We start from the raw sequence: 6595 nt of genomic DNA, 5'->3' as shown, positions 1-6595 counted from the left end.
CTCTTGTGGACGATTACTTGAGAACTGGGTTTGTTCTTTGCAATTTCTATGGTTCGCTTTAACGTTTCTGCTTTTGTATTACCAACAACAGAAGCTCGCTGACCACCTTGCGCTTTTCCAGCCCAAGTACCATCTGGTTTCTGGGTTACGTGATATTTCTTTCTCACGGCTATAAAGTATTGTGGAACGCTACCAAAAGAGAGCGTTCAGTCTCTTTAAAGACTTTTAATTTTTATTTTCGGAACTCTATTATTAGATTTGTATTCCGATTAACAAAACTAATAGTTCCAAAAACGAGGCCTAAAAGACTTTTTCAAAGGCCTTTTTTTGTTGCTTGCAACTTCTACAAATTTACGTAGATTTTCGATGCACTCATTTTTGAGTTATTGACAAGTTATAGACAAAAAAACTGTTAATTAAACACCTATTTTGTGGATAAGTGCTTCTAAAATGGTGAGTTGCGCAAAGATATTTCAAGTTTCTGAGTTGTGCAAAAACATAAATTTTCCTTTTATAGTATTCCCGTAAGCCTAATGATTTCAATGGTTTTCGAGCGTTGGTTTTTCGGATATTTTACATAGTTGACATTATAACTTACGGCTTTGGTTTTTTAAGCGTGGCTGATGTCGGCAGTATTATAATGCCAATTATGTAAATATAGCTTGGGGTAAGTTTTGGTGTGAGTGTTGGCAACAGCTCTTTACTTTTTTAGATTACAACTTTCTTTAGACAACTAAATTTTCTTAAAAAAGTAATGTGCTGTGTGTGCGGTTTTCGGCAACCAAAAATTACATTTAGCGTTGGCGAGCGGAACAAAACAAAAAACAGAGGATTTTGAGGAACGATAAAACTGGGTTTTGTTTTGTGGGGATTTAATCTCTATCAGCTTTATACCCTATTTCTTTTCGAGGTTTTTCATTCTCTTTTTTATCAATCAACTCATCCAAGTAGTTAAAAACCAATTCAATATTCTTGCTGTGATTTGTTAGCTTCTTTTTGATTTCTTCAACTTCAAGTTTTAAACTTAAATTATCCGTTAGCATTTCACGAAGCTTGGTAAAAATTCTCATTATTTGGATATTAACTGCAATCGCTTTTTTACTATTCAAAGCACTTGATAACATCAGTACACCGTGTTCCGTAAATACATAAGGTAGTTTTCTTCTTCCTCCCCAACTTGGTGTTGTGTTTTGTGACTTTAAAGTTTCCCATTCTATTTCCGTTAATTGGAACATAAAATCATCTGGGAACCTGTCTGTATTTCGTTTTACTTGTTGGTTTAAAACTCTTGTTTCTACTTCGTAAAGTTCCGCTAAATCACTATCTAACATTACTTTTTGGTCTCTTATGTAGTAAATCTTACTGATAACTACTTCGTCTGGTATAATTAATTTATCGCTCATTTATTTCTAATATTTAACAAAAATAGCAACTTGATATCACAATTTGTGATATCAAGTTTGATTTATTTTCTTTTAGCTAATAGGATGGAAGTTGTTGACGATTTCGTGTAGGTTTTCCAAGTCGTCCTGTAAATATCTTTCGGTTGAACTGATGTAACGATGTCCAGCTAAATATTGAACTTTTCGCAAGTTGTATTGTCCTAACCAATTTGTAATTACTGATGCTCTAATCTGTTTTATATTCTCTGATTTTTGATTGTGCTTTTTCAGCTTCTTAATTATCTGTGAAGTCAGCACATTAAATCTTGTGTTGATTGGGAACAGTTGTTCAGTATCGTTTTTTATTCGCTTTTGCAATAATGGCAACACTTCGTTTTGGTATTCTATAAATTCCAATATTTGCCAAGGTTTGAGTTCTAATTCCCTGGCGTTACTTCTTCTTGTACTTGGTATATAAATCTTTCCTTTTGAGAGTTGTAAATGTTCTGTTTTTAACTTGCTTAAACTTGTAGTATTCAAGCCTTGATAAACGATTAATCCTGTTATCAACTTACTTCGCTTCGCTGTTAATCTGTGATATTTATCTTTGATGTTTTCAGTTTCAAAAGAGTAATATAAATCCTCTAATTCATCAGCATTCAATAAATCATAATTGATTGTTCTTTTTGCTCCTTTTACGATTGTATTTTCTATTGGATTATCACTTCTGTAAGCTTCATCAATCAAGTAATTAAAGTAGATTTTTATACTTCGTAATCTGTGGTTGATTGTCTTTTTACTGTTGCCTTTTCGAGTAAGATATTTTATAAATTTCAATGCTGTTTTATAATCGATTTCTGTTGGTGAAGTATGATTGCATTTGCACCATTTTTTAAAGAGTTCTATTTGCTTTTCGTTTCCTGCAATCGTGGTTTCGCTGTAACCTTGTTCCTGTAAATATGTTCTGTAATCATTCATTTTCAATCGTTTTTAAAAGATGTGTATAGATTTGAGTGGATTCCAGAGAAGTATGGCCTAAAAAGGTTTTTATGCTTTCTAATGGTACTTCTTTTTGTAATAAATGTGTTGCGATGCTATGACGTAAAATGTGTAACGTGATTCCTTTTTCTGCAATAGTTTTATTATTGGTTGCTTGTATAATTGCCTTTAATCTGTTGGCAAAACTCATTCCTTGCATTCTCGTTCCATTCTTGTTTACAAAGAGAGCTTCACTTAAATTGGATTGGTAAAATTCTGGTCGAGCTTCGTAGATATAATCTTCCAATATTTCTGCATTCTTTCGGTTGATTGGCACGAACCTTTCACGATAGTTTTTTCCTTTTCTAACAAACACTCGTTCCTTATCAAAATAGATGTCGCTTAAATCCAAGTGTACTGCTTCATTTCTTCGTAATCCGCAACTATATAAAACGGTTAAAATGGCTTTGTCTCTTAACCTAAATCGTGATTCCCTATGACTAAATTCTGTTGCTTTAAACAACTCTTTTACTTCTTCTTGAGTTAATATATTTAACTTTTCTTCGGTTGGTTGCTTCTCTGATTTTAGATGTATGTTGATGCCTTTATGATTGTGATTTTGTAGATATTCCTTGAACTTTTTTAAGGCTTGTTGGTGCTTATTGAGATAGCTTTTACTTAATGCTCCGCTTTGTCTTTCGTTGGCTCGTTGCTGTAATTCTCGGTAATAATCTTTTATGATTTTGGTAGTGATTTGATTGATATCTCTAATACTATTTTGCTCTAAATAATAGAAGAACTCTTGCAAGTGGTTTGGTAAGTTATATACTGTGGTTTCTGCATAACCCAATATATCCAACCATTCTTTGTAACTGACAACTAACAGTTTAAAACTCTCATTATATAGCTTTAATTTTTTCACTTCGGTATGTGTTTTTTGGGATTTCGTGAACCACTTATTTAAGTTGTTGATTTTCAGATATGTTATTAGTCCATTTTAGGCTTTGAACCATTATGAACCATTTGAACTTCTTAACCTATCGATAATGCTCTGCAATAGGTCTTTTATTTGCTTGTTCGTAGTTTCGTAATCATCATAGTTCACGATTTCATAGACATAACCTTTTCGCTTGTTTCCTTTGGCTTTCTGTATGAGTTCCGCTAATTGAAGTTGCAACATATATCGTTTTTGATTACTTGGATTTACTCGTAAAGCTCTGCGGATTTCAGCGTTTGTAAATGTGGTTTGATTTTCCTTTTTCAAGTATGCTTTTAGGTTCTCAAAAAACTGTCTGCAAGCTCCATTTAGCAAATCACTTTTTCGCAATAAAACTTCCTGTATCAGTTCGTTGGCTTCTTCAATATCTTCAATAGTGGTTTCTATATATTCTTCTCCTGTTTCTGTGTCGTATTGCTTTTCTCGTTGGTATTGTTTGTAAAATGTAATCGCTTCAATAAATTGTAAATAGTGTGAGTTTGTACGTCTTGGTTTAAAAACTGATTTCGGTAATTCTAAATGTTCTGCATAAGGATTAATTACTCTGATTGGCTTTAATGTTCGTTGCACATTTTGTAATAAAACACGCGATGCGTGTTCTTCATCATCATTTATTTTTCCTGCACTAATCAACCTTTGGTAATCCATTATTCTCTGGTCTTGCTCTTCGCTTTCATCGATGTATAAAAGGAAGTTTCTATTTGAGTTATCCTCGTAAATGCTTTCCTGTGTGGTGCAACCTGCAACACTTACAGGGCCTTCTACGGTTAGGTGTATCGTTTTGGTAGTTCCTTTGGTGTCTTTGTGCACAACCGTTTTAGTAATTCGCTTTTTAGATTGTAATTCTCGTAATGGATAGAGTACAGATTCAGCACCATCTAAATCCTCAATCAATATTAATTTGTGCTGTAATTCGGTCCGATTGAAGTAATAAAAAGCATTTGCAGATAATACTGTGATTTCTACTTTATCTTCCTCTGGTATTAACTCTGATACTTTAGATTGTAAATGTGTTTTACCAACTCCGGAACTGCCCAAGCTGATGCAATGCAATGGATTATTTGTTTTGCGAGAAGTGAAGATTAAAAACATTGTTTGCCTGTTGTGTTCTTCTCCGATTACGCCAGACTTTCCAATAAGTTCGTTGGTTCGCTTTAGTAGATTTGGTTTCTTTAAAAATGCAACTGCTTGTTTTTCTTCTGTTGCGTTTAATTCTTTGTAGTATGGTTGGTTTTCCTTTTCGTATTGGTCAATCAATAAAAATCTGTAATTTTCTAATTCTTTGGTTAAATCCTGTAATGTTCTTCGTGCTACGCTTGTTCCAATCTCCAAGCGTTCTGCTATTTTTCGAGTGAACTTTTCTATTTGGTTATCGTTGTACAAGTCTATTGAGTGCCTTAAAACATTATGTTGCTTTGGTTTCTGTATGCTCAATGTTACTCGTAAACTCTCTAATTTGTTGAGCTTGATTCCGCCTAAAATGTGTATCTCTAAATGCTTGGTGATATATTCGTAGTTGTTTGGATTGGAAGTATTGAGCATTGTTGATAAATATTTTAATAATCATATTTGACTACAAATATATACATTTTGTTTATTAAAAAATATACACTTTGATTATTGTTTTCAACAGTATTACATTTTATGTCTATAAAAAGTTAACTTTGTATATCATTTTTGATGTTTCATTCACTTATTATTACACTTATGTCGTTTGGAGATAACTTAAAAAAAATACGCGCAGATAAAGATATTTCGCAAGGAGACCTTGCCAAAATGATTGATGTTCACGCTACACATATTTCTCGGTATGAGCGTAATTTAACATCGCCAACCATAGATGTGGCTAAAAAGATTGCTGACGCACTAGAAGTCTCCACAGATGCGCTTATTTACGGTTCTAATGAGCAAATTATAAACAATAAGCTTAATGACGAAGAACTTTTATTGTTGTTTCATAAAACACAACAATTAAGTGATGAAGATATTGCGAGCGTTAAAGCTATGCTTAAAGCTTTCGTTTTTCAAAAAGATATTCAAAAACAATTGGCTTGATATTTACCCAATATTGCCTTTCCTAAAATGCTGTACTGCTCCTATAACATGTACAGCTAGGTTGCACAACTGCAACCTTTTTTGAGATAAAACGCTTATTTTCAGTAAACTAACTTTTTTGATGGCTTGGAAAACGTAGCTTGTTGATTTACAGCAAATTAACAAAAATAGCTTTTTAGCGTTTTTTACAATTAAAACCATAAAAAAACCACATCTTATTTTCTAAAATATGGTTTCTTCTTCTATTGTTTGGCTTACTCTTACCGCCACTAGTTGCAAACTAGCGGGAGCGGAGGGGACCTATTATTCTTCAAAAGTCAGTCAAGAACTTCTATTCCTATCAACTCATCCTTATCATTAAAATCAAAATATATATCTGCTCCTTTGTAACCCTTAATCAATTTTTGAATAGGTAGTTGCTTAACAGAAGCACCTTTTACTCCAATTCCTGGATGGTTTGGCAGATATAAATATCCTACTTCTGAATTATCACTTAACTTTAATACTAAACTCTTTTTTTTCATTGCTCTATAATTTCATTTAAAACTGTTTTTAATTTAGCAGTACCATTAGACCCAACTTGATATACAGCCATTCCTCCTTCACCGACTGGCACTAATATTCTATCTGCTTTTGAAGGATCAATAATTGTACCATTAGGTAAATTATTAGTTCCAACTTCTCCTGTAAGGTTTTTTAAAGCTGCACTGGCTTCATCTGCATTCTTAAAGATACCTCTTTCTACAGCTCTTTCTACAGCATGGGGCAAGTTGGAATTGACTCCTTTAAGAATTTCTGAAGCTTTCCCCCCATTTATCAGCACTTTGATTCCTTTACTAGCTGCATTTATCTCTCCTGCAGGCGATGGTTCAAGTATCGTTAATAAAACTGATGCAGCTAAATAAGTTGAACCTTCTATTCCTTTTTGTAATTCTTTGCTTATTTCTTGTTTTGCATTAGAGACTACGGAATTTTTTAAGGCAACTGGGTCTTCATTATAAGCTGTTGATAATGATATTGCCGTATCAACTATTCTAAGTGCTGTGCCCGGACTACGCGGATTATTGGTTTTTAAATTTTCCCATGTTGAAGCGCCAAAATCCGCAACAGCTCTTCCTATTCCTTTCAATGCTTGCCATGCCTCATAACAATTTATCCCTGGAGGGCAATTCCCATCTGGGTC

The 6595-nt window shown here is 33.4% G+C and carries 8 protein-coding genes; 1 reads left to right on the top strand and 7 read right to left on the bottom strand.

Features of this window, described 5'->3' with window-relative positions:
• The 5 genes from RG22_RS18260 to RG22_RS00020 form a co-directional block, all read right to left on the bottom strand.
• Positions 1-167: DUF2188 domain-containing protein (locus RG22_RS18260; RefSeq protein ID WP_081997632.1), on the bottom strand; the 167-nt coding region annotated here is incomplete at its 3' end.
• Positions 168-872: 705 nt separating this feature from the next.
• Positions 873-1403 (bottom strand): ORF6N domain-containing protein, encoded by a 531-nt coding sequence (locus tag RG22_RS00035; protein ID WP_034039734.1) that lies wholly within the window; start codon positions 1401-1403, stop codon positions 873-875.
• Positions 1404-1475: 72 nt separating this feature from the next.
• A complete protein-coding gene (locus RG22_RS00030; protein WP_034039732.1) occupies positions 1476-2360 on the bottom strand; it encodes a tyrosine-type recombinase/integrase in 885 nt (294 codons plus the stop codon).
• The gene (locus RG22_RS00025) at positions 2353-3282 is read right to left on the bottom strand and encodes a tyrosine-type recombinase/integrase (RefSeq protein ID WP_034045361.1); all 930 of its coding nucleotides are present in this window, start codon (positions 3280-3282) and stop codon (positions 2353-2355) included. The genes RG22_RS00030 and RG22_RS00025 overlap by 8 nt, the downstream gene beginning before the upstream one ends.
• 90 nt (positions 3283-3372) lie before the next feature.
• Entirely contained in the window at positions 3373-4899 is a 1527-nt protein-coding gene (locus RG22_RS00020) for a hypothetical protein (RefSeq protein WP_034039726.1), read from the bottom strand.
• Positions 4900-5037: 138 nt separating this feature from the next.
• Between RG22_RS00020 and RG22_RS00015 the strand changes: the two genes are divergently transcribed.
• Complete coding sequence (locus tag RG22_RS00015; RefSeq protein ID WP_034045364.1) at positions 5038-5412, top strand: helix-turn-helix domain-containing protein; 375 nt, start codon at positions 5038-5040, stop codon at positions 5410-5412.
• Positions 5413-5729: 317 nt separating this feature from the next.
• Here RG22_RS00015 and RG22_RS00010 read toward each other — a convergent pair whose 3' ends face one another.
• Both RG22_RS00010 and RG22_RS17915 read right to left on the bottom strand, forming a co-directional pair.
• Positions 5730-5936, bottom strand: coding sequence for a DUF2283 domain-containing protein (locus tag RG22_RS00010; RefSeq protein WP_034039724.1), 207 nt, complete (start codon positions 5934-5936; stop codon positions 5730-5732).
• A partial coding sequence (locus RG22_RS17915) for a hypothetical protein (protein ID WP_034039721.1) occupies positions 5933-6595 on the bottom strand: 663 nt, incomplete at its 5' end. The genes RG22_RS17915 and RG22_RS00010, both read right to left, overlap by 4 nt.

The organism is Wocania ichthyoenteri Th78 (assembly GCF_000789235.1).
GTDB classification, from domain to species: domain Bacteria; phylum Bacteroidota; class Bacteroidia; order Flavobacteriales; family Flavobacteriaceae; genus Wocania_A; species Wocania_A ichthyoenteri.
Note: the sequence above shows the minus strand (reverse complement) of the source record. Positions and strands in the feature narration are given on the sequence as shown.